The following is a 21069-nucleotide window of genomic DNA, read 5'->3' as shown; positions in this document are numbered from 1 at the left end:
CATTCAGGCGGACTCTACTATGCAAAAATCATCAATCACGACGAATTATTTTACTATGCACACACAACAAGCAGCCAGATCGATTTCGTCCGAACCTGATTCGAACAAATATCCGTTAATTATAGTTAGGAAGCGTTACATTCCGTCGGAAAAGAGTTACATAATTCACTGATTTTTCGGAATTTCAATTGGACTGTACCAGCTTTAATCGGGAAGGACAAAGGACGTTTGTGCAATTATATGCCTTATGCCATTATGAAAGTTAAAAAATATCCTTGTGGTTAACCCATGTGGTATACTATTCTAGTGAATAGAAATTTATTTCCAGGCAATCCCGTCATTACCTGAAAACAAATTAATTACGATATCGAATTAGCGCCACTAAACTATTTTAGCGCGAGCATTTTTTATCGTATTGAGTTCTTCTTCTAACTCCTTACATGCTTGTAAACAAACATTTTCAATTTGTAAAACGAGGTCGGGAATTCCTTCAGCCTCAGCCTGTGTGCTAGCATATTCCTGGACATGTCTTGCCATATTTTCAAAATCGACATGAATACCCATCCTAGAAAATGAAGGTATTATCTTGTGCACGGCCGAATACAATGATTTCCAATCCTTATCCTCCAAACTTTGCTTCATGGTACTAATTAAAGGAGGAGTTTGTTCCAAGTAAAGGGAAATCATTTCCATCATCAAGTCAGGATTGGATTTTGTGCGGTGCGATAGATAATTCAAGTCGATACATCGCGGCTTCTTATCTTGACTATCCCCGCTATCCTGAGATCCGCTAATGGTTAACCTTTTCTTAACCAATCCAACAATCTTGCTGTATAACAATCGTTCGTCGATAGGCTTGGCGATGTAGTCGTTCATACCGACGGCCTTGCATTTTTCTAAATCAGCCGTGGTAACATCGGCCGTTAATGCAATGATTGGAATATTAGAATGCAGGGTATTTCGAATGTATTCCGTGGCTTCAAACCCATTCATTTCGGGCATTTGTAGGTCCATCAAAATAACATCGTAGGTTTTAGTTTGCACCTTTTCGATGGCAATTTTACCGTTATCGGCAATATCGCGCTCAAAGCCGTAGTCGTCCAGTACGGTTTTCATGAGCAGTTGGTTTAGGGCAATGTCTTCAACCACCAGCACTTTAATGTTTTTAATATCCTTGTCCAGCTCATCCATTTCCAGATCCAACGCTGCCTCATCTTTTGTTTTTTTAAAGTCTAAGGTAAAGCTAAAGGTAGAGCCTTCATTTATTATGCTTTTTACGCTAATCTTTCCGCCTTGCGGCTCGACGAGTTGCTTAACGATGGAAAGACCTAGTCCCGTACCTCCATATAACCTTGAAGTGCCGCTGGATGCCTGCTGAAAGTTATCAAAAATGGTTCCAATTTTATCTTCCGGTATTCCTATTCCAGTATCAGTTATCGCAAATTCAATGGTTACCATCTCTTCGTCCTCAGTCACCATATGAACGCTAACGGTGACAGTTCCATTTGAGGTAAATTTCACGGCATTGCTCACCAAATTTAGAATAACTTGGTGCAAGCGCACCGAGTCGCCAACCAGCACCTTAGGAATGGTTTCGTCGTAATCGATTATTAACCGTAAATTTTTTTCTTGAATTTTTGTTTCGAACAAATGAAGCATGGCGGAAATAGAGAGCTCCATTTTAAACGGAGTTTGCTCAAATGTCATTTTTCCCGCCTCCACTTTTGCCAGATCGAGAATGTCGTTAATGAGCACGATAAGGGCATCGCCGCTCACCTTTATGGCCGATAAATACTCCTTTTGCTTTATGGTCAAATCTGTTTTCATCAGCACTTTTGTAAAACCGATAATCGCATTCATCGGGGTGCGGATTTCATGGCTCATGTTCGACAAAAATTGCTGTTTTGCTTTTACAGCATCGGTCGCTATTTCGGTGGCACTTTCGGCCTTTCTTTGTGCGTCTTCGGCAATTCCAGTGGCCAACTCGGCAAAAATAATGGCCTCATTCAACTCGGTGGCAATTCTTTTCTGGTCGGTAACATCTCTGGCCACGATTACCACACCCATCACCTTCCCCCCATCGTCCTTATAAACCGATCCATTGAACAGAACATCAGTAAGCTTACCATTCTTGTGGCGAAGGGTAAGCGGATAGTCGGCAACAGAACCCTTAGCAAACACCTCTAGGTAAACTTCCCGGGCCTTTTGTGGTTCGGTAAAGTATTCGAAGAAGTCGGTGCCGGTGAGTTTTTCGCGCGTTATTCCGGTTATTTTTGTCAACGCCTCATTCATATCGGTAATCTTACCGGCAATACTGATGGTAACCAGCGGGTCGAGGCTAGCCTCAATCAGGCTAAGTGAATACTTGGATAGCATCTTCTGCGCGGTAACATCCCTACACACAATCACTACGCCCAAAACATTCCCGCTATCGTCCTTATAAACCGATCCGTTACATAGCACAGTAGTATCTCCACCATCAATTATGACTAGCGGATAGTCCTTAATAAACCCTTTCGCAAAAGCCTCTTTATAAGCCTTTCGTGCTTTTTCGGGTTCAGTGAAATATTTGATGAAGCTGGTGCCAACAATTTCTTTTCGCGTCTGTTCTGTGGCTTTAAGCGTAGCTTCATTTACGTCGATAATCTTACCAAAGAGACTAATGGCAAACAAAGGATCCAGACTTGCCTCAATAATGCTGCGGGCATACTGCGAATTTTGCCTATGTGCAGGAGCATCTCGGGCAACAATAACAACTCCTACAGCCTTGCCTTTATCGTTCTTATATTGCGATACGTTGAATAACATGTCGGTTAGCTTGCCCGTATTATGGCGGAGCGTAAGGGGAATATCGGTAACCAATCCATTTACTAAAACGTCATTGTAAACTTCGCGGACCTTTTGGGGCTCAGTGAAGTAGTTGAAGAAGTCGGTGCCATTGGACTGCTCGCTGGTAATACCAGTAATGTCCGTCAGCGCCTGATTCATTTCCAATATCTTACCGTCGGAATTTATGGCCACCAATGGATCTAAACATGCCTCTATCAAACTCCTTATGCTCATGATATTTGTATTTAAATTTTCAATTGGAAACAGGGCCTAAACTATTCCCTTCACCTAATTTCACAGTTGATTTATCCAAACCACAACTGTGATACATCCGTCCTGATTTACCGTAAATAATCAACTCCGATTATACTATGACTCCCTAGCAATAAGCCGCAGCGTGCAATTGGATGCCCGCGTTGGAACTCTGGGAAATTAAAATCGGTTTCGGTAAAAACTTATATCGACAAAGGTGCGCCAACCAAACCCTTAAATGTTACAAAACTCCAGACAAGAGTTACATAAATCACAGAGTTTGACATTTGAGATAGCGTTAGGCATACTCTAAGTTGCCAAAATCGAGACCGCTAAATACCTTTATGCTGAAGCAGTAGCCGAGGAGTGTTTTCTCCAAAATAGTTTTCGACCTTGCGCGCAATGGTGAAGGAGAATTTATCGCAGTAGAGATGAATAGCAGCCACATTGCCCTCGGCCACGGTCAATTTGATGGATGATATCTGTTGCTTGTGCAAGTGCCCCACGATTTCAGTAAGTAGGGCGGTGGCAATGCCGACGTTTCGGCAACCATCATCGGTAGTAAGAGCCAATATCCAAGCGCTGGAACCGCCCGTCTCCACAGCCCCAATAACATATCCCACAAGCGAATCGTTGATTAATGCGACTTGGAACAAATCTCCATGCACATCGTAGAGTTGCCGCAGCACAAAGGGAGGATAGCAATTGTCCCCAAAGGCTTGCCTATCGAGCTGGTAAACTAACCCTAGCTCGCTTATCTCCACCGGCCTAACCACAATGTTCCCCATGCCTCTTACCTATCAATGACTATTCAACAGAAAAATGCGATTGGACCTGTCCGGCCTCATCGGCCATGTTAGTAGATATAAGAATTAGTAGCTGCTGCCAACTACTGTTTTGCATCTGCATATTTTTTCAACCCCCACTTAATACTCGAAACAATAGTGGTAGCAATAATGGCGCCTAAAAATGCCATGAACATATCCTTTTGGGCGTCCCAAATATCGCCTTGAGTTCCAAGGTAAGCATCGCCCTGAGCCTTAAAAAAGATATCGGCTACAGACCATTCGATCAACTCATAAAGACCACTAATCGAAAGCGTAATCTCTATGGGAAGAATCCAAGACGCAATTTTTGAGAATTTAAACCACCGGAGAAACAACTCTCGCATAGGGTAGGCAAGCAGCAGGCCAAAGCTGAAGTGAACTATTCTATCATACTGGTTTCGCTCTCCGTTGAAGATATCCTTAAGGTAGTAGCCAAATGGATTCTCGGCATAGGTATACTTTGAACCGTAAATATGGAGCATTAGATACATACAAATAAGCAGGTAGGACAAGTCGCTAAACTTAAAGCGCTTATAAGATGCTGTAATAACTATTAGGAAAAGGATTGTTAACGTATTTTCAAGAAGCCAGTTGCTAATATTAGTGGTTCCAACCAATGAATTGACACCTACAAATGTGAGGCAGGAAATAAAAATCCATATCCAGTAATTCTTTGTTATGGGAGTTCGTCCCTTCGAAACGGCTGTAGTAAATCGCATAAGTAAAGTTGTTAATTATTGGATAAAACAATGCAGTAGGCTATATTTCCCACCTTTCAAAACTACCAGTTTCATTTGGATTACCAAATAGCACAAATTTAATACGCGGTTTTGTATGTCTGATTGGCGATTCCACCAGCTCGTCCACCTTCGTTTTTTAGGCATTCAGTATCGTTTTGAAATGCTGATTTGCATTCTTTTTTAAATCTGTGCTAATCTGCGTCTATCTGTGGCGCTTTATTTTACGGATATGTTCTTCCGATGGTCTATCTGGACGAGAAGATTGCAGTCTGGTGAGAGACCCAAGGGTTTGACTCACAATTCTGGGTGTAATAATTCGGCCTGTCAACGGGCTACTTCCTGCAGCCGCCCTACTCCTCTTTTATCTTCCTGGTGTGGTAGCGGAACTTCTGAATCATCTTCATGCGCTCCTCAATGCTTTCGAGCAGCTTCTCGGCCTCAACCAAATCGATCCGTCCGGATTCCACCAACTCGTCTACCTTCGATTTCTCGGTGTTCAGCAGCGTTTGAACAGCCTTTTTCGTGGCCACTTCAATGTATATACCTGGGTGGAACCGCTTAAAGTTGCGGATAAAGGTCTGCCCATGGATAATATTCTGACTAATTTCATCGCGCAGCTGCTCACTATTGGTCTCCGAAGCGGAAGCATCCTCCATGCCCTCCTTAAAGCCATCGATAAGTTTGAGGTTGGCATTCTGAGCCTCCACAAAGCCCATCCCAAAATCGTAGCTCAACACCAGCTTGTTGTAGTTCAGCTGCCGGTAGATGGCAAAGAGCCAGGAAACACGTTGAAGGTTGTTGAGGAACCGCGAGTTGCGCAGCATATCCTCCAAATCGTGCCGCTGGTCGAGCGGCATGTTCCCATTGCTGTCGAGCATTTCGCTAATGGCCTCGGTAAGTTTTATCACCGTATCGGAGCTAATAATCCCTCGGTTGAACTGCTCCCAGTAGCTGGCTTTCTCCTTTTCGAGCACGCGACGGCGCAACTCGGCCAACTCGCTACTTTTTTGCGGATGCTCAACTTTCACCTTTTTATATCGAGGAAGATAGCTTCTCACAACGTCAGCATCGGCATTCTTATAGTATCGGCTCGATGTGATTTTCAGAAGTTCGGCTTCCATCTCCTCACTCACCGCCACATATGTTTGATTCAAAACCACCGCTTTTGAAGCGGCCACCCGAGTCATGCCTAGCTTATCCACAATAAGCTTAATGGTGGTGGCGTTGACGAGCAGGGTAAGCAGCACAATTCCGGCGGTAAGAAAAAGGAACTGATCCCTTACCTCCACAGGCAAGTTAGCCATGCCCGCCACAATGAGCGCCAGTGCTAAGCCTACCGCTCCACGCAATGCCCCATACCACGTAACAATGGCCTCATGAAACGTAATGCCATATCCGGCTCGTTTCATCAATGGGTAAAGCAGCGCAATCATAATGGCCCTAGCCACATGTATGCCTACGTATAGGATGAGGAGTACGATAAAATCGGTCGGGGTGAAATTGATACGGCTAGCAATAACCACGCCCACAATTATAAATATGAGCGTATTGGCAATATACACAGCCAATTCCCAGAACTCATGAAGGAATTTGTTTACCTCGGGACTGATACGGGTCTTGCCCACGCTGGCCATGGTTATACCTAGGCCAAACAAGCTCAGCACACCGGAAACATGTAGGAACTCCTCCGCAATAAAGAAGACGAGATAGGCTGAGGCAAGAAGCACCACTATCTCCACTATCGGATCGTTGAAAACGTTTTTGAGCCAGTACATCACTGCGCGGCCCATGATCAACCCGAGCAGCATACCGCCAATGGCCACCTTTAGGAAATCGAGAAATGGGTTAAGCTCGGTGGCTTGGCCCGAGAGTGGTATGTAAAAAACCATAAACAGCACAATGGCCGTTCCATCGTTCAGGATGGCCTCCCCATCGATGAGCGTGGAGAGCTTTTTGCTCGCGCCCAACTCCTTCAGAATGGCCACTACTGCTACCGGGTCGGAAGCACTAATTACCGCACCGAACATGAGGGCAATGGGCCACGACCAACCCGCTAAACCTATGCCGAAAACCTTTACCCCAATAAGCAGGACGGCGGTTAAACCTAGCGCAATGATAATTCCCGGACCGGCAAGCAGGGTGGCGTTTACGGATGTTTTACGAAACGTGTGCCAGTCCATGCCGAAGGCGGCTTCGAAAACTAACGTGGGGAGAAACACAAAGAAAACCACATGCGGATTGATTACCCCAGCCCACGAAATGGCACCCAATACAAGTTCAAACGATTCATCAATCCAGTGAAAGCGAGTAGCAGCACCAAGCAGCAAGCCAATTACCACCAGCAGCACGGTGTAGGGAATGGGCATTTTCTTCAGGAGATGCCGGGTAAGGGTTCCGAGTATTAACGCGATAATGATGAATAGCAGAGGTTCCATAATAGCAGCTCTTTATCTCTGCTCAAATTACGAAAAAAAGTTAAATTGAACTAAATTCTAAAATAATTAACATTAAAACCCTTTCGATAAACAAAAATAACTACCAATGCCTAAAGCGTTAATGCGCAACAACAAAATTGTTTCGCCATGTCATTGAGTATAGAATCCTATAAAGTTGCTAGTTATTATTGGACTTCCTGCGGCTTTCGACGGTAAAGCACCAGCACCCATCCCTTATCGAAAGCTTTATAGCGCCTGTTTATCCATGCTTCCCAATTTGGAATACTGCGAGCCTCTTCCACAAAGCCCTTTTGGGATAGAGCAACTTGCCATACAGGATTTTCGGCTTCGTTGACTCCAACTACCAGTAGGTTTACCGCATTGGGTTTTATGAGCGACTCGGTAAGCATACCCAAGCTGTCGAGCGCATGCCACTCTAAGTCCTTTTCGAGGTAAAACTTCACCGGCAATCCCCACGGGTTATATGGGTTGCACCACGGATTATAAATTAGGTTGATGTGTTTATCGCCATAATTGTCGTGAATATGCTTGGTAAGGCCAATACGACCAACGCCAGCAGCCTTCACCGACATGGCAACCACCCCAACACCATTTGCCAATGCAAAAAGGACAATTAGGGCCATTCTTATTGATTTGTATGCTCTTCGTTTTCCAAATATCGGAGCAACTTTTTCCCAAGCCAGCATCACAATAATTGGAAAAAGGAAGACGATAGGAAACAAGAACCGCTCTTCCTTATGCGGAATAATTGAATGCACCACAAATAGCGGAATTATGCACCATAGGTAAATACTGCGCGGATTATAAACGGCAACAACGACAAAGGCAATGGCTAGCGGTATTCCCACAAAGTAGCTGGGAAGAGTAATCAGTTTTCCTAGGTAAAAATACCAAGGAGAGGTGCCAAAACTGGAGGCCACATCTTCCAAAATATTAGCCTTATAGTAGTTGAATGGAGTAAATACAAATTGTCCGTAAAACCACGAGTCGATTAACGTTCCGACTCCAACAATAAGGAAAAAAACAGCGGCAATTTTTAATAAGTAGCGAAAGTTGACATTCCGAATAAAGATCAGCCAGAGGCCTATTCCGGCTATTACAAAGGCCACTTGAAACCGAAACAAGAAGCCCAATCCAAAAACCAAACCGAGCAACCATGGGGTATAGTTACTCTCCTTTTTATGTAGCAAGGCAAGGGCAAGCAACAGCATTAGTCCCGACATTGTTTCGGATGAAAAACGCACACTCAGCAGTGGAATAAACCACAAAAAGTAGGAGAGCAATATATAAGCCTTTTTATCTGTTTCGCGGCTAAATAGAGATAAGGTTTGCTTGATAAAAAAGGTAATAATAACCAATGACAGGAGTGCTGTGAGTATTCGAAGCCACATTACCATTGTGTATGGGTTGGTCTCACCAGTCGACTTCAGCCCACTGAATACTAGAAAACAGATGGTAGGCTGAAGTGCTGGTCTTAGCTTAGCCTCATACTCCCAAGCTAAATCGCTAGGTGCATGGGTGCCCAGCTTAATACCGGAAAACTCTACTATTTGATAGTGCTCATCGGCATGGTAGTAGCCGTGACTGTTATAGGCGGTAATGAGATAAACAACTGCCGCTACAAGAAAGACTATGTAGAAAAAGTTAAATTGCTTGTATTTAAATGCCATCAGTGTTAATCTTAACTTTTCAACAATTTCTACAATAGAAAATTAACAGGTCATCCAATTTATACTGTTCCCTACATAACTAATAAAATCTGTGTCAATCTGCGCTAATCTGTGGTATTATTCTCCACTACCAAATCTGCACTAATCTGTGGTGCTTTTTTCATTACATCATCTCAAAATATAATCTGCGGTATCTTTTCCATTACCACATTTTCAAATCCTATCATCTTCAAATCCTCCCTACTCCTCATTCTCAAAGTAAAGCTTGTAGAAGTGCATCCCCTTATCGGGATCGGAACCCTTTTCGATAAAATCGCTACCGCCATGCACGTATATGTGAAAGCGCTTGTCGAGTTTAATAATACTCTTGAAGAAACTCTTAGCCTTTTTGGTAGCCTCGGTGGATATTTCGAAGGAAGGCTCAAAAACCACCTGATTTAGCTCGGCATAGGCGTGCTTGTAGTCGTTGAATGCCTCCACTATTTCGGGTTGTTCCAGCACCACCTGCTCAAAAACCTTCTCGTCGAAGTTATCGGCCTTAGTAAAAAACTCTTCGGTGCGGTTAAGCAGCAGCAGTTGGTCGGTTTTCTCAACCTCATTCTTTGGTGAAAAGACCTCCTTCACAAAATCCTTGCATAGGTGGAGGTAGTTCTTGGTTTGGTAATAGCTATCGCTGCGAGGTGCAATCCGCAAGAAGGCATCCTTCCAGTACACCGCATCGTTATTCTTGTTGGTGGAATCCACCACCATCAGCTTAAAGCCATCCTCGTGCTCGGTGTTGAATATGATACACCCCTTATCCAGCCGATTGATGCTGGTACCCTGCTCCGCCTCCACCGTAATGGTAGTATCAGCCGAACGCACCTTGAGGAAGTTCTCCTTAATTTCCGATTTAAAAATGCCGATAGCATCCACCTGCTCACCATCCACCACGCAGTTGCGAATGGAAGCAACGTATAGCTCGCCATTCTTGATGTTCGGATGGCTGCTAACGTAAAAGAGATGCTTGGCAATCTCCTGCGAAATCACAACCAGGTTCTTCTGCTCCATGAAAAAAGAGGAGACGTAAGAGTAAACCTCATTGAGCTTTACATCGCTATCGTGGGTAAACGAGTAAAACTCCCCCGGCTTAAAGTGCGACAAAAAGTAATCCTGTAGAAGCGTACGGAGCAACTCATTGCTGGTATCAATCACGCTATTGGAGAGAACCAGTTCTTCATCTTGGCCTTTACTGCCAATCAGATGCAGAATTACCTCCTCAAGTTTGGCTTCAGAAAAATCGAGCATAAACATCAGTATTTGTACCCCAAAGTTGCAACTATTCTTCTTTGGAAAGATTTTAAATACGGAAAAATTGAACAAAATTCCTAAAGTATTAGCTTATGCAGGTTATATTTGTGAAAGAAAGCGTTAACTAATCACACTGTGTATTCTGTTACAAAATCACTGATATACCATAGTTTACATGGATTTATGTATCGTCGCCACCGCAATTACGGTGGCGCAGGTTTCTATTGCTATTACTTAACTACTTTCGCAAACTGAGGACAAAATGGGAAAACTATACGATACGCTCAGCAAGGATATTCGGTTTATTGAAGGCATTTCGGCCTGCATCAACTGTGGAACATGCACCGCCATTTGTCCTGCAGCAGAGGTTTACAACTATCAACCAAGGGCCATTCTCGATGCCGTTCAGGGCAAAAACGAAGAAGCCATCGAGGCTTACCTCAAGAGCGATACCATTTGGTACTGCGGCGAGTGCATGAGCTGCAAAACACGCTGCCCTCGGCAAAATGCACCAGGACTAGTAATACAAGCCCTCCGCACACTTTCCATCGAAATGGGCTATTTTGTGGAGAGCGAAAAAGGACGTCAGCAGCTGGCGCTCAAGCGTATGGTAGGAGAGTCGATTCTAGACACAGGCTATTGCGTGTATATCGATCATATCGACACCGAATCGTTTCCTGAGCAGGGTCCTGTTTGGGATTGGCTAAGGGATAATGCCGAGCAAATATTGCCCAAGATGGGCGCCAACTACAAAGGAGAAGGACCCGGTGCCCTGCGCAAGGTTCCACAGGAAGATCTTGACGAGCTACGCAGCATCTTTGAGGTAACCGGAGGCATGGCTTGGTTCGACACTATTGAGGAGCATTCGGCCCGAAAGGCCAAGGAAATGGGGCTCGAAATTGGAACCGGAAAAGATAGCGAATACTTCTACGAGGTATTCAATACTAACAACCAAGAAAAGCACACGAACTCATGAAGATAGACGGAAAGCGAAAAGTCTGGAAAGATTACCAGAAAGAGATTGCCGACGATAAGTTCTACTACGTTCGCAGCTGCATTCGCCAAAACTTTTTCCCCGGATCGGAAGCCGCATTCCTCAAGATATTAAAGGATGTGCTCAAGAAGGACGTCTTCGACGACACTCACCATACCACCTGCTCGGGCATTGGCTACCATTCCGAGGTTGTTCCCCTTGAAACAACTATGACCGTGGTAGGCCGTAATTTTGCGCTCATGAAGGAGTCGGGCTACCGCAACTACGTTCCCTCGTGTGTAACCTCCTTTGGTATCTACACCGAAATTCTCGATGCGTGGCACCACTTCCCCAAAGTGGAAGAGCGAGTACACGAGAATCTCCGCATTGCCACCAAACGGGAGTTCGATATTCCCGATAATCTCGCTCATACCAGCGATATCATCTTCAAGTTCCGACACGAAATTGCAGCAAAAGCGAAGTATAAGCTCATAAATAAGGCCACAGGAAAGCCCTTAAAAGTGGTCGATCATATTGGTTGCCACTATGCCAAGATGTTCCCGGCCAAAGGGGTTGGAGGAGCTGAATACCCCTACGTGCTGGCCGGAATGGTAGAAGCGTGGGGTGGAGAGCCTATTGACTACCCCGAACGAAGACACTGCTGCGGTTTCGGGTTTCGTCAATATTTGGTAAAGGCCAATAGGGGTTACTCCATTTCTGCCTCAAAGAAAAAGTTCGAATCCATGGAACCATACAAACCCGATTTCATCATCTCCAACTGTCCCGGATGCGCCTACTTTCTCGATAGATGGCAGTATGGCGTTGCCGAAATGGAGGGAAAAACATACGGGGAGGATGGACATGGAATACCATCGTTAACCTACGAAGAGGTGGCTGGCCTAGTGCTGGGATTCGACCCGTGGGAACTGGGATTGCAGCTGCATCAGGTCCCGGTGGAATCGCTCCTCGACAAAATGGGCGCTAGCTATAACCCCGACCAAAAGTTCCGAGGAATGAACAACGAAGATCTTGGACAACCCGAGGCGCCCAAAAATCTAAAATTTTACAAGTAGAAGACCTTTTATATGGACAAATCTGTTGCAGTAATAGGAGGAGGAGTTGCGGGAATCGAAACCGCAGCCACGCTTAGCAACCTTGGCTACAAGGTAATGCTCTTCGAAAAGGAGAAGGAGCTTGGTGGCAACGTTCTAGGATGGGATAGGTTATTCCCTACTCGCCGACCAGCGCATGAGGTAGTTTCCAACTCGCTGGCCACGCTCAATTCAACCTGTGAAATACACACCTCTACAACGGTAAATTCGATCGATGAGAACAACGGAATTTTTAATATTGGGGTGATTAGTGGACAGCACTTCGAAGCAAACGCCGTAGTTCTATCTACCGGATTTGAGCTCTTCCCTGCCGAAAAGAAGGAAGAGTATGGTTACGGCATTTTTGAAAACGTAATTACCTCCCGCGACCTTGAGCAGATGTTCCGAAAGCACGGCAAGCCAACAATGGTCAATGGCAATACTCCCAAACGAGTAGCATTTATCCACTGTGTTGGTTCGCGCGACGAGAAGGTGAACCGTCCCTACTGCTCCAAGGTGTGCTGTGTTACAGCGGTAAAGCAGGCGTTAGAAGTTAAGGAGGCACTTCCTGACACTGAGGTGTTCAACTTCTATATGGACCTAAGAATGTTTGGCCACGGCTACGAACAGCTATACAAGGAGGCCCAAATGCATGGGGTAACCTTTGTGCGTGGTCGCCTGTCCGAAACCAACGAAGCCACCGGTGGGGGTTTGGTGATTAAAGTAGAGGATACCCTGGCAGGGAAGCCTATGCGCCTTACCGTCGATTTGGTGGTGCTCATGGTTGGTATGAATCCCCGACCCGAAACCGATACTATTCTCAACTCATTGGGCCTACCTAAAAATGAGGATGGATTTGCAGCCGTAAAGGATGTGCATCTCGATTTCACTAAAACCAAAACAAAGGGTGTATTCATTGCAGGAGCCTGCACCGGACCTAACAATATTACCGATTCCATAAACGCAGCCCGTGCGGCGGCCATACAAGTTCACAGCTACCTTAATCCCCAATAGCATGGCAAATTTTGGCTACGGATCGATGAAATCCAACATTTGCGACCTCGACACGGCTAACCGAGAGTTGGCCATTACCCTTGCAAAGAAGGAGCCAACCTTCAACCTCTGCATTGCTTGTGGCTGCTGCACAGCAACCTGTTCGGCAGGTAAGTTTATTCCCTTTAGCTTCCGAACGCTTATCCACCATATCCGCAGAGGCGAAACCGATACCGCGGAAAAGGAGGCAGCGAAATGCATGCTGTGTGGTAAGTGCACACTCGTTTGCCCACGCAACGTCAATACCCGTAACGTTATTCTTCTCATTCGGGAAGCAACACAAAACCTAAAGCGATGAAGTTCGATCCTTTTGTAATCCCCTTTCTGTTGGGTATGGTATTCGTTCTCGTTGCCGTTTTTGGAAAATGGCATGTATGGTTCTATGCCCTTCCCAAGGAAGACCGTAAAAAGTTTTTCAGGGGACTCTTCAGCAGAAAAGTTTTTTCGGCATCGGGCGAAATTATCTCCGAAAGCCTGCTTCACCGCAAAATTTTCAAGAACAATTTTTGGCTAGGCTACATGCACATGAGCTTAGCCTTCGGATGGTTCCTGCTCATTGTTGCCGGAAACCTCGAAACGCGCTGGTACAGCCATGGCAAGTTAAACATGCCCTACTATCCCATCTTCTTCGAATTCTTTGTACACGATTTACGGCAACTCCCCTACCGCAAGTTCTTCGTCTTTGCCATGGATTTCTTGCTCCTATTCGTGCTCTCGGGCCTAGGTATTGCCATGATCAAACGGTTCAAAAGTCGGATTGTTGGAATGCGCAGAACAACCAAGCAGAGCACCATCGATCGCGTGGCCCTTATCACCCTTTGGCTTATATTCCCTCTTCGCCTTTTGGCAGAGAGCTTTAACGCGGGCCTATACGATACCGGAGGATTTCTCACCAATTCGCTAGGGGTTTTCTTTGCCAAGCATCTCCCGCTCGAATACCTCTGCTACCCTACCTGGTGGGCCTACTCCCTTTCGCTGGGATTGTTCTTTGTAAGTGTGCCCTTTACCCGCTACATGCACATCCTCACGGAGATATTCCTCATCTTTCTGCGGAAGTTTGGCATTAAGGAAAGGGCTGCCCACACCTCCTTTACCGAGGCCGAACTCAATGCATGCTCCCGCTGCGGTATCTGCATAGACAAATGCCAGCTGAGCAGCGATCTGGACATAAGCAATACCCAACCGGCCTATTTCAACCGGCTACTTCGGTTTAAAACCCCCGACGATGAGGTTACCAAATCGTGCATGCTTTGTGGTAGGTGCGATGTGGCCTGCCCCGTGGGAATTGAGAATACCGCCATTAGGCTAAACCAGCGCAAAACAACCCAGCACTTCAACGCTGACTCATATACCTATTTGCCGCCCCAAAAGGTAACAAAGCAGGCCGATGTTGCCTACTTTTCCGGGTGCATGGGTCATCTGAACCCATCTACCGTGTCGGCAATGAAGGGTATTTTCAAAAAGGCACGGGTGAGTTACACCTTTATCGACGAGGATGGAAGCATCTGCTGCGGACGTCCGCTAATGCTCTCGGGCAACGAAGAGGCAGCAAAACTTCTGGTGCAAAAGAACCTCGAAATAATCAAGCAATCGGGCGCCACCAGCTTGGTTACCTCTTGCCCTATTTGTTATAAGGTTTTCAAGGATGATTACGCCCTTGAGATACCCGTATACCACCACAGCGAGTATATCCTTAGCCTGATGGAATCGAACCAGCTGAGGGTGATAAATTCCGACAAATCGGTTGTTTTCCACGATCCTTGCGATCTTGGCCGAGGATCGAGCATCTACGAGCAACCTAGAATGGTATTGGATAAGGTGGCTTCACGGGTCGATGCTAAAGACCAAGGCTCGAAAGCCCTCTGTTGCGGTGGCAGCTTAGGTATTACCAACATCGACTCCAATCAACGAAAGGCAATCACCCGAAAGACAATTGAATCGCTCACCATAAATAAGCCGGAGGTAATTGCCACCGCTTGTCCTCTCTGCAAAAAAACATTTGCACCAGAGTCAAGTATTCGTGTTGCCGATATTGCAGAGCTAGTGAATGAGTCCGCCTACCAACTTCCTTTGAAGGAGGACGGCCTAGGCGCCGAGAAGCAAACGAGGAAAACAGGAATGGATGTGAGCAAGTTATTCACCATCAACTACTATTTAGATAAAGTAAATTTCTTCAACTAATCGCTAAAAACACTACCATGATAAAGAGAACAGCCTTGAAATCGAATTTAGCCATTGCAGCGGCCATTGTTTCGCTGGGGGCATGCAATACAAGCAAAACAACCATGGCTGATGCAAAAACCGACAATTCGGTAGTAACCGTGGTGGAACAACAGCGCCAACCAAACCGAGTACCGGCAACTCCATACCCAATTAAATACGTACAACCATCCGGCGATACGCTAACCATCCGGTTGCATGGCGACGAACGCCATCATTGGGCCGAGACTATCGACGGCTACCTTATTCTTCAAAAGGAAGATGGCACCTACGATTACGCCTACCGTAATGCCGAAGGCAAGTTGATTTCGCTGGAGATTGTTGCCCAAGATGCCGAAAAGCGCGATGTCGAAACCGTTAAGGCCATTGAAAAGGCGAAGGTGAGATAAAGAAGGTAAACGGAAGGTAGACGGGAGTTAGACTGAAGTTGAAGGAGCTTGTGAGTTTACTGCCTATTAGTAGTTACCTCTGCGTCCTCTGTGTTTATTATCTCCGTGACCTCTGTGGTTAAAAGGGGAAGGTAGACTAGTTAAACTGAATTTGCAAGCTTTAGCGGTCGAGAAAGGATTTGAACCAGCTGCTATAATTAATTCCATAACGATCCATTTGAGAAATGGACTTATTAAAATCCTTATATTTTTCTCATTCTTATAAACTTGAGATTATTAAGCAATAGTCAACAAACAAACCGCCACAAATCCCTTTTTCAACTCACAATTAACCCTTTAACTTTTAACCCATTAACTTTTTCAATTCACTTTTCACCTCTCACAATTCACACTTTTCACCTCTATGCTCTTAAAGGAATTCTACATAAACATTTGGATTCGAGTATTTGGTATTGTTTTATCAAGCTTGCTTATGGCAGCATGCGTTGTGTGGATGCGCGATTACCTGATCATATTCAACATTCTGGGATTACTAGTAATTCAAGTTGCACTGCTGGTGAGAAGTTTAAACATGCTCAACAACGACCTTGAATCGTTTTTTGATGCTATGCGCAGCAACGATTCCAGCTTACTGTTTACCCATCGAAAGAAAAATTCAGCCTTCATTGGTCTATACCAACAACTCGAGAACATTAACAAAAATATACAGCAAATAAAAATAGACAACCAAAATCAGAACCAATTCTTCAAAGTGCTGGTAGAGCATGTGGGCGTTGGGTTAATTGCATTTAATTCGGAGGGTAAGGTAACGCTATACAATCGTGCAGCATCCGAAATGCTGCATAAGACACACCTGTTTAGAATTTCAGAATTAGATAACATTCAGCCCGGGTTAAGCACCATTCTGGAAGAGTTACAACCCTCCGAACAGCGCTTAGTGAGCCTTTATCGGCACCAGGAATTGTTGCAGCTTTCGTTTAAGTCGACATGGATAAAGATACTGGACGAGCAAATTAAGTTGGTATCGCTGCAAAATATTAAAAACGAGTTGGATGAAAAGGAGCTGGAGAGCTGGCAAAAGCTTATCCGCGTGCTTACTCACGAGCTGATGAACTCGGCCGGACCAATGAGCAGCACCATTGCCACCCTCAACGAGTTTATTACAACCGCCGACGGAAAGCCTAAAGAAGTTGCCGAGCTAACAGACGAAATGGTGGAGGATATTGCCACCGGACTGCATATTTTAGAGGAACGGAGCATTGGAATGGTAGAGTTTGTAACCCGATTCCGAAACCTTACTATCTTGCCCAAGCCAACTTTCGCGACCATTAACATTGCCGAACTATTTGCCGCGATAAAGGTGCTAATGAACGAGAAGCTAAACCAACGCAGCATTGAGGTTGAGATAAAGGTATCGAACGATAGCGCGCAAGTAGTAGCCGACCGATCGATGATGGAGCAGATACTATTGAACCTAGTGAGTAACGCTATTTACGCGCTTGAAGAGACGGAAACACCTCGCATTTGGCTTATTGCACGCCTCGATGAAAACAAACAACCAGTGGTAATTGTGGCCGACAATGGTAAGGGCATTGCGGAAGAGCTTCAGGATAAAATATTCATTCCATTCTTCACCACCCGGAACGATGGCAGCGGAATAGGACTTAGCCTTTCGCGTCAAATGATGCGTCTGCATGGTGGCACGCTAACGATGACTTCCACGCCAGGGGAGATGACGGTATTTACAATGAAATGGTGAGAGGGTCGAAGGGTGAATGGTGAATGGTGAATGGATGGCCGGTGCAAAATACCCCGGAGAGGGTTAAATATGATTAGCCGAGAGCAATGCACCCTGTAAGAGAATGGATGTAAGTGACGGCCCACACTTAAAACCAAAGCATAGCAACGACGGCAATTTATCGGATCAACATATTCCTATCACCAGTTAATTGCCTATAAGTTGCTTTTGTTACTTGAATTCAGAAATTACCAATACTGATATCCTCAACTAAAAAATGGGCTTTTAAGTATCACGCAGTGTCGGGTGGAAAGAAACAACTACTTTAGTATGTTAGAAGCAGAGAATGCACCTTGCTCATACTTCGCTAAAAATAAGATGCGAATTCACCCGCCATTTTAGGACACAACATAAAACAATTACACATATGACATCTTTCCGAAGCGACCTATCAAATAAAGAATTTCCAATCTCTGAGAAGATTTCGGCAAAAGTAATCCGACATTCTATTTTGAATTTAATTCAAAAAGACAATCCTCATTTTTCACATGATAGCTTTCTATCAGTAAGTGAGTTAAATCACTATAAAGGAAAAGCGATATCCGACTATTTGGTCCGTGAAGTAGGCGAATTATCAGAGCTTGAAAAGACCGTATTAACTTCAATGACCGATAATACTACTTTAAGCGACAAAATAGACGGTGATGATCAACAAACTTTTACTATTGGACAACGAATAGCGGATAAAGTTGCTTCATTTGGTGGTAGTTGGAAATTTATAATTTCATTCGGAGTATTTATTTTCATTTGGATAACCGCCAATATACTTTGGCTCTTCAATAAAGGGTTTGACCCATACCCTTTCATCCTTTTAAACCTTATTTTATCTTGTCTTGCCGCACTGCAGGCTCCTGTGATTATGATGAGTCAGAACAGGCAGGAAGAAAAAGACAGAGATAGATCCAAAAAGGACTATATGATCAACCTTAAGTCTGAATTAGAAATAAGGTCTTTACATGAAAAGGTTGACCATTTTATTATGGATCAACAGCAAGAACTCTTAGAAATGCAAAAAAATCAAATAGAGTTATTGAATGACATTTTAAAACGAGTGGAAATAAAGAAATAGGCGATTAAACATTGCTTTTTCGACCCTCGGCCAATGGATAAATTTGTATAACATGATGACAATTGCAGTAACGGCAAACAAACGAGTAACCCATTTCGCCAGCGAAACAGACATGTCTTCGAAGCGCCACTGTTCAAAGATCTTTTATTATATTCACCATTCAAATTAAACACTTGGGTTTCGCATACTATGACAGATTAACTTCAACAGTCGATAATTACGCTGAAAGTAACGCCACCGCATGCCAAACTACGGGAACATTACTAGCAAACATAATGTAATACAATCACAATGAGAGTAATATTTTTAATTTTCGTTACACTACACGGACTAATTCATTTACTTGGATTTGTAAAAGCATTCGATCTCAGGGAAGTTAAAGAGTTAACACTTCCCATTTCAAAACCTATAGGAATAGTGTGGCTGATAGTAACTGCATTATTTCTGCTTTACGCCATCCTTTATATTCTGAGTTTCAAATATGCTTGGCTTATTGGACTTATTACGGTAATAGTTTCCCAAATACTCATCATTTACGTTTGGAAAGATGCCAAATTTGGCACAATTCCCAACGTTATTATACTGTCAGTTACATTACTGAGCCTTGGTTCGTATGTAATGCAAAGTGAGTTTACAAGCCGCGTGGAAAAAGATTTCTCAGAAAACAATACGCTTTCTACCGACATATTAACGGAAAGCAACATTGCTCATTTGCCTGCAATTGTGCAAAAGTATCTTAACTATACCAAGTCGGTTGGACAACCAAAAATCAAGAATTTCAGGGCGGAATTTGTTGGTGGAATGCGTTCTAAACCCAACGACAAGTACATGAAGATACAATCCGTTCAATACAACTTTTACCAGAAACCATCACGCTATTTTTATATGACTGCGAGCAAAATGAGCTTGCCGGCAACGGGGCTACATCTTTACCAAAGCGAGACGGCCACCTTTGAAGTCAGGCTTTTGAATTGGTTTAAAGTTGTAGATGCCAAGGGAGACAAAATGAATCAGGCAGAAACAGTTACCCTACTAAACGATATGTGCTTTATTGCCCCAGCAACATTAATTGACAGCCGAATAAAATGGGAAGTCATTAACGATACAAAAGTCAAGGCCATATTTAAAAATGGAAGTATCAGCATAAGTGCAATACTCTATTTTAACACAACAGGCGAACTTGTAAACTTTATAAGTAACGACCGCTACGACACCGACGGTAAAAGATACAGCAACTATCCTTGGGCAACCCCAGTGGAAAACTACCAAATGATAAACGGTTACCTATTACCGAGTAAGGCTAAACTAATATACCAACGACCCGATGGAGACTTCATTTATGGAGAGCTGGAATACAAAAGTATTAAGTATAATTTGAATAGTCTCGAGGATTAAAAGGGGAAATAATTGTCGCCGAAAAGAAACTAACCGCCATCTAATAAACTATGTCAATTATGAACTCAAATATGTTTATGAGAATTTCTGCTATTGGAACTTTAGTTGTTTCAACATTAATTATGAGCAGCTGTGCTACCTATCATGTAACAACTCAAAGTTTACTAGAGCAACTTGCAAAGACCCAACCTGAGAAAAAAGTTAATTTTATTGTTGCATTTCCAATTGTTTTTCCAGGAGTTGTGACTGGCAACTCTTTGACAGAAATAAAAGTATTAGATAAAAACGAGTTTGTATGTATAATTCCGGTGACAAGAAAGACTGGTGTGAGAATTACAAAAAAAGACGGAACACGTAAATCGTTTTATTTTGACACATTACTCGTTCAAGATAGCACAATAACAGGTAAAAATGACCATTTCTTCGGAGTGAATATTACACCAATTTATCTAAACAATATTGAAAAAGTAGAATTACAAAACAAATAGAATAAAACACACCCTGCCAACGCAGACTATTTTCCATCCATGCGCTGCGAGCCATTGCAGCATAAAATACAACACACTATTAACCTTTTACGTCCACCCTCTTCCCTCTCGCTAGCGAAGCCCAGATTCCTAGAATCGAAAGGGCTATGAATACGCCAATGGTGAGGTGAGAGGCATGCAGAAACTGTAAATGGTTTGATGGATTAATTTTATCGTTGCCAATAAATAGATGAAGAACTAAGGCCAAACGCCTATAGCCCCAACGTGCTAATGTGGGATGATGCCAAGGCAGCCTACTTCACCGCCATGGGCTGGGACCCTACCACAACCAAACCGCTGGAGGCCACACTCGATAAACTCAACCTTCCCACCGTGAAACACCAGCTTTACGGTAATTAGGATTAAAAAGCGGTTGTAGTGCATTAGCGCTACAACCGCTTCTAATTCCGATGCATAATTGACTATATGCATTCTAATCGGGCTACCCATTCGTTAAAACGAGGACATTTGGCTCGGATTCTGTTAAGAC

At 44.1% G+C, this 21069-nt stretch carries 17 protein-coding genes; 11 read left to right on the top strand and 6 right to left on the bottom strand.

The window, feature by feature from the left end:
* Positions 1-381: 381 nt before the first annotated feature.
* From BLS65_RS02000 to BLS65_RS01975, 6 genes are all read right to left on the bottom strand, one after another.
* Positions 382-3063: a PAS domain-containing hybrid sensor histidine kinase/response regulator gene (locus BLS65_RS02000; protein WP_092435045.1), complete on the bottom strand. Its 2682-nt coding sequence runs from the start codon at positions 3061-3063 to the stop codon at positions 382-384.
* 350 nt (positions 3064-3413) lie between these two features.
* Positions 3414-3869: a GNAT family N-acetyltransferase gene (locus BLS65_RS01995; RefSeq protein ID WP_092435042.1), complete on the bottom strand. Its 456-nt coding sequence runs from the start codon at positions 3867-3869 to the stop codon at positions 3414-3416.
* Positions 3870-3970: 101 nt separating this feature from the next.
* A complete protein-coding gene (locus BLS65_RS01990) occupies positions 3971-4627 on the bottom strand; it encodes a DUF2238 domain-containing protein (RefSeq protein WP_092435039.1) in 657 nt (218 codons plus the stop codon).
* Positions 4628-4998: 371 nt separating this feature from the next.
* Positions 4999-7083 (bottom strand): cation:proton antiporter, encoded by a 2085-nt coding sequence (locus BLS65_RS01985; protein ID WP_092435035.1) that lies wholly within the window; start codon positions 7081-7083, stop codon positions 4999-5001.
* Between the two features lie 185 nt (positions 7084-7268).
* Entirely contained in the window at positions 7269-8774 is a 1506-nt protein-coding gene (locus BLS65_RS01980) for a glycosyltransferase family protein (RefSeq protein ID WP_092435032.1), read from the bottom strand.
* 240 nt (positions 8775-9014) lie between these two features.
* Positions 9015-10061, bottom strand: a complete 1047-nt coding sequence (locus BLS65_RS01975; RefSeq protein WP_170829968.1) for a nucleoid-associated protein — start codon at positions 10059-10061, stop codon at positions 9015-9017.
* A gap of 265 nt (positions 10062-10326) precedes the next feature.
* On the opposite strand from BLS65_RS01975, the gene BLS65_RS01970 reads away from it, so the two are divergent.
* The 11 genes from BLS65_RS01970 (at position 10327) to BLS65_RS18885 (ending at position 20939) form a co-directional block, all read left to right on the top strand.
* Positions 10327-11040, top strand: a complete 714-nt coding sequence (locus BLS65_RS01970) for a 4Fe-4S dicluster domain-containing protein (protein ID WP_092435028.1) — start codon at positions 10327-10329, stop codon at positions 11038-11040.
* Positions 11037-12110, top strand: a complete 1074-nt coding sequence (locus BLS65_RS01965) for a heterodisulfide reductase-related iron-sulfur binding cluster (RefSeq protein WP_092435025.1) — start codon at positions 11037-11039, stop codon at positions 12108-12110. The genes BLS65_RS01970 and BLS65_RS01965 overlap by 4 nt, the downstream gene beginning before the upstream one ends.
* A gap of 12 nt (positions 12111-12122) precedes the next feature.
* Positions 12123-13142 (top strand): FAD-dependent oxidoreductase, encoded by a 1020-nt coding sequence (locus tag BLS65_RS01960; protein ID WP_092435023.1) that lies wholly within the window; start codon positions 12123-12125, stop codon positions 13140-13142.
* A gap of 1 nt (position 13143) precedes the next feature.
* Positions 13144-13479 carry a 4Fe-4S dicluster domain-containing protein gene (locus tag BLS65_RS01955; RefSeq protein ID WP_092435021.1) on the top strand — a complete coding sequence of 112 codons (336 nt, stop codon included), beginning with the start codon at positions 13144-13146 and terminating at the stop codon, positions 13477-13479.
* Positions 13476-15362, top strand: coding sequence for a (Fe-S)-binding protein (locus tag BLS65_RS01950; RefSeq protein ID WP_092435018.1), 1887 nt, complete (start codon positions 13476-13478; stop codon positions 15360-15362). Before BLS65_RS01955 ends, BLS65_RS01950 begins: the two co-directional genes overlap by 4 nt.
* A 17-nt stretch (positions 15363-15379) precedes the next feature.
* Entirely contained in the window at positions 15380-15790 is a 411-nt protein-coding gene (locus BLS65_RS01945; RefSeq protein ID WP_125869732.1) for a hypothetical protein, read from the top strand.
* Between the two features lie 472 nt (positions 15791-16262).
* Positions 16263-17549, top strand: coding sequence for a sensor histidine kinase (locus BLS65_RS01940; RefSeq protein ID WP_170829967.1), 1287 nt, complete (start codon positions 16263-16265; stop codon positions 17547-17549).
* A gap of 406 nt (positions 17550-17955) precedes the next feature.
* Entirely contained in the window at positions 17956-18657 is a 702-nt protein-coding gene (locus tag BLS65_RS01935; RefSeq protein ID WP_092435009.1) for a DUF1003 domain-containing protein, read from the top strand.
* A gap of 291 nt (positions 18658-18948) precedes the next feature.
* The gene (locus BLS65_RS01930) at positions 18949-20052 is read left to right on the top strand and encodes a DUF6544 family protein (RefSeq protein ID WP_092435006.1); all 1104 of its coding nucleotides are present in this window, start codon (positions 18949-18951) and stop codon (positions 20050-20052) included.
* A 59-nt stretch (positions 20053-20111) separates the two neighbouring features.
* Positions 20112-20540: a hypothetical protein gene (locus BLS65_RS01925; RefSeq protein ID WP_125869731.1), complete on the top strand. Its 429-nt coding sequence runs from the start codon at positions 20112-20114 to the stop codon at positions 20538-20540.
* Positions 20541-20804: 264 nt separating this feature from the next.
* Complete coding sequence (locus BLS65_RS18885; RefSeq protein ID WP_262507976.1) at positions 20805-20939, top strand: hypothetical protein; 135 nt, start codon at positions 20805-20807, stop codon at positions 20937-20939.
* Positions 20940-21069 lie beyond the last annotated feature (130 nt).

This window comes from Williamwhitmania taraxaci (assembly GCF_900096565.1).
Classification (GTDB): Bacteria; Bacteroidota; Bacteroidia; order Bacteroidales; family Williamwhitmaniaceae; genus Williamwhitmania; species Williamwhitmania taraxaci.
The sequence above is the reverse complement of the archived record's forward strand: the minus strand, read 5'-3'. Positions and strand labels throughout refer to the sequence as shown.

What these genes read in the sequence shown, in the direction of transcription:
- BLS65_RS01985 (WP_092435035.1), bottom strand. Translation starts at nt 7,083, where the DNA reads ATGGAACCTCTGCTATTCATCATTATCGCGTTAATACTCGGAACCCTT.
- BLS65_RS01995 (WP_092435042.1), bottom strand. Translation starts at nt 3,869, where the DNA reads ATGGGGAACATTGTGGTTAGGCCGGTGGAGATAAGCGAGCTAGGGTTA.
- BLS65_RS01965 (WP_092435025.1), top strand. Translation starts at nt 11,037, where the DNA reads ATGAAGATAGACGGAAAGCGAAAAGTCTGGAAAGATTACCAGAAAGAG.
- BLS65_RS01970 (WP_092435028.1), top strand. Translation starts at nt 10,327, where the DNA reads ATGGGAAAACTATACGATACGCTCAGCAAGGATATTCGGTTTATTGAA.
- BLS65_RS01945 (WP_125869732.1), top strand. Translation starts at nt 15,380, where the DNA reads ATGATAAAGAGAACAGCCTTGAAATCGAATTTAGCCATTGCAGCGGCC.
- BLS65_RS01930 (WP_092435006.1), top strand. Translation starts at nt 18,949, where the DNA reads ATGAGAGTAATATTTTTAATTTTCGTTACACTACACGGACTAATTCAT.
- BLS65_RS01980 (WP_092435032.1), bottom strand. Translation starts at nt 8,774, where the DNA reads ATGGCATTTAAATACAAGCAATTTAACTTTTTCTACATAGTCTTTCTT.
- BLS65_RS01960 (WP_092435023.1), top strand. Translation starts at nt 12,123, where the DNA reads ATGGACAAATCTGTTGCAGTAATAGGAGGAGGAGTTGCGGGAATCGAA.
- BLS65_RS01955 (WP_092435021.1), top strand. Translation starts at nt 13,144, where the DNA reads ATGGCAAATTTTGGCTACGGATCGATGAAATCCAACATTTGCGACCTC.
- BLS65_RS01950 (WP_092435018.1), top strand. Translation starts at nt 13,476, where the DNA reads ATGAAGTTCGATCCTTTTGTAATCCCCTTTCTGTTGGGTATGGTATTC.
- BLS65_RS01940 (WP_170829967.1), top strand. Translation starts at nt 16,263, where the DNA reads ATGGCAGCATGCGTTGTGTGGATGCGCGATTACCTGATCATATTCAAC.
- BLS65_RS02000 (WP_092435045.1), bottom strand. Translation starts at nt 3,063, where the DNA reads ATGAGCATAAGGAGTTTGATAGAGGCATGTTTAGATCCATTGGTGGCC.
- BLS65_RS01975 (WP_170829968.1), bottom strand. Translation starts at nt 10,061, where the DNA reads ATGCTCGATTTTTCTGAAGCCAAACTTGAGGAGGTAATTCTGCATCTG.
- BLS65_RS01990 (WP_092435039.1), bottom strand. Translation starts at nt 4,627, where the DNA reads ATGCGATTTACTACAGCCGTTTCGAAGGGACGAACTCCCATAACAAAG.
- BLS65_RS01935 (WP_092435009.1), top strand. Translation starts at nt 17,956, where the DNA reads ATGACATCTTTCCGAAGCGACCTATCAAATAAAGAATTTCCAATCTCT.
- BLS65_RS01925 (WP_125869731.1), top strand. Translation starts at nt 20,112, where the DNA reads ATGAACTCAAATATGTTTATGAGAATTTCTGCTATTGGAACTTTAGTT.